Below are 2,191 nucleotides of genomic sequence, written 5' to 3'. Positions count from 1 at the left end.
CTCACAAAAAATCAGACTCAACAATTCGTGGCCGTCACCACGCGGGGGGCATGGTTTGGCATTGGTGCCATGGTGCTTCTTTGGATCACGGTGCGCTTTATCGGACCAGCGGCTGGATGGTGGACGCTGTCAGACATGCCCTGACCACCTGCTGCACCGGAGCAGCCGCCCCATCAACCACGAATCAAAAGAAAACCTTTAGGATTGAGTCTACTTAAGACTCGGCCATGTTTCCTCGGCTTGCGGAGCATTACAAGTCCGTTGTACAGGATCTAGTTATGAGTCTTCAGGCATTAACGAAAAGCCTGAAAAGCACTGGAACTAACGCCACTTGTTATTCATGCGGGGATGGCCGAGATGGCCATGGAGCCTCCTTTGTTGCAGAGATTGGAGAGGGGCACATGGTGCGCTTCCTGGTTTCCGATTTCGGCATTAGCTGGGTTGAGTCCAGGAATGGAAGGGAGCTCGTCAAGCTGGAAGGAGCAGAGGCCATCCATGAGCTCCAACGAATGGCCGACCTCGTACAAATGAGCCAAGGCGCCATCGCGGCACCAATGGCTCAAACGGCTTAAACGAACTTAAGCAGCAGCGTTGGCTCCTTTCGTTTCGACCGGCTTATCCGATGCAGCCTTTGCCCCAGCTGGCGCCAAAGACTTCACCGTATTAGCGGTGACTTCAGTGCCCTCACTGAGCTTTTGACGCACCAACGTTTCAATCGTGGTTGCAGCTTCGGGGTTCTGTTCCATCCAAACGATGGTGTTGTCGCGACCTTGGCCAATGTTGTCGCCTTCGTAGCTGTACCAAGCACCTTTACGAACCACCACGCCGGTTTCTTCTGCAAGATCCAGCAGACAACCAAGCGTACTGATGCCGCGTCCGAACAAGATATCGAATTCCGCGATACGGAATGGAGGCGCAACTTTATTTTTGGCCACTTTCACCTTGGCTCGAATTCCAAACTCCTCTGTGCCCTTTTTCAGAGTTTGAATTCGCCGTATATCAAGACGAACTGATGCATAAAACTTCAGAGCGTTACCACCAGTGGTGGTCTCAGGATTTCCATACATCACCCCAATCTTCAAACGCAACTGGTTCAAGAAAATCACCGTGCAACCAGACTTGCCGATGTTTCCTGTGATTTTTCGCATCGCCTGACTCATCAGACGCGCCTGACTGCCAACGGAGACATCTCCCATCTCACCCTCGATCTCTGAGCGAGGGGTTAAGGCAGCCACAGAGTCGATCACCACAATGTCGACAGCAGCAGAACGAACGAGCTGGTCAACAATCTCCAGTGCCATCTCACCGGTATCCGGCTGGGACACCAAAAGATTTTCAACATCAACGCCCAGGGATGCCGCGTAATGGGGATCAAGTGCATGCTCAGCATCGACAAACGCTGCAACACCGCCACGCTTTTGAACCTCAGCAATCGCATGGAGCGTCAGCGTGGTTTTACCTGAACTTTCAGGGCCATAGATCTCAACTACACGTCCTTTCGGATAACCACCACCGAGGGCCAAATCAAGGGTCAACGCCCCCGTCGAGATGGTTTCCACCCTCATGCGGGAGGCATCACCAAGGCGCATGATTGAGCCTTTGCCGAAGTTGCGCTCGATTTGACCGAGCACCAAATTCAGCGCCTTATCGCGCTCTCCGGAGGAACGAGCATCGGAACCGGGAGCGGTGGTTTTCATGTCAGCAGGCATGGAATCAATCTGAAGCTAAGGAACGAGAGACCCAATGCCACAGAAGCGCCGAATCGTCTCAGATAGTACAAACGTACGTTAACGGCTTATGGCCAGTGCGCTAGGGGTTTGGCAAAAGCAACCAAATCAATCAGCTGGATGCCAGATGGCAATCCAATGAGGTCAGAGGGTTTCAGATAGCCCCATCGAACTAACCAGCACTGAAGAGACTCCAGCCCAGGCGTCGAGCAAACCATTTCCAGCGTTGCGCGCCGATCTTCGATGAAGGAATGGACGCGACGCTGGGTTTGCAAGCGCCGCAACACATCAGGCTTCGCCCCGGCCTCTCGCCCATCCAGGCGCCAAGGCGTCAAAGCGAGACTCTCCAGCAATTCAGCCGTAAAAGCTGCGCTCTTTGTTGTTAAAACCGCCCAATCAACACCCTCACCATCCAGGGATTGCAGCCGCTCCACCAAGCCTGGGAAGGGGCGATGCAACGCCAA

4 protein-coding genes are annotated in these 2,191 nt (G+C 53.7%); 2 read left to right on the top strand and 2 right to left on the bottom strand.

What is annotated here, in order from left to right; genetic code table 11:
- Positions 1-144: DUF2839 domain-containing protein (locus WH5701_RS15980; RefSeq protein WP_156776459.1), on the top strand; the 144-nt coding region annotated here is incomplete at its 5' end.
- A gap of 83 nt (positions 145-227) precedes the next feature.
- Complete coding sequence (locus WH5701_RS00080) at positions 228-572, top strand: DUF1815 family protein (RefSeq protein ID WP_009788941.1); 345 nt, start codon at positions 228-230, stop codon at positions 570-572.
- 6 nt (positions 573-578) lie between these two features.
- On the opposite strand, the gene recA is transcribed toward WH5701_RS00080, so the two are convergent.
- Both recA and WH5701_RS00070 read right to left on the bottom strand, forming a co-directional pair.
- A complete protein-coding gene (gene recA, locus WH5701_RS00075; RefSeq protein ID WP_009788940.1) occupies positions 579-1,709 on the bottom strand; it encodes a recombinase RecA in 1,131 nt (376 codons plus the stop codon).
- Between the two features lie 86 nt (positions 1,710-1,795).
- A partial coding sequence (locus WH5701_RS00070; RefSeq protein WP_037978933.1) for a hypothetical protein occupies positions 1,796-2,191 on the bottom strand: 396 nt, incomplete at its 5' end.

Origin of the sequence: Synechococcus sp. WH 5701, from assembly GCF_000153045.1 — a bacterium.
GTDB classification, from domain to species: domain Bacteria; phylum Cyanobacteriota; class Cyanobacteriia; order PCC-6307; family Cyanobiaceae; genus Regnicoccus_A; species Regnicoccus_A antarcticus.
Note: the sequence above shows the minus strand (reverse complement) of the source record. Positions and strands in the feature narration are given on the sequence as shown.

Coding starts and splice junctions, on each gene's coding strand:
- WH5701_RS00080 (WP_009788941.1), top strand. CDS start 228: ATGTTTCCTCGGCTTGCGGAGCATTACAAGTCCGTTGTACAGGATCTA.
- recA (WP_009788940.1), bottom strand. CDS start 1,709: ATGCCTGCTGACATGAAAACCACCGCTCCCGGTTCCGATGCTCGTTCC.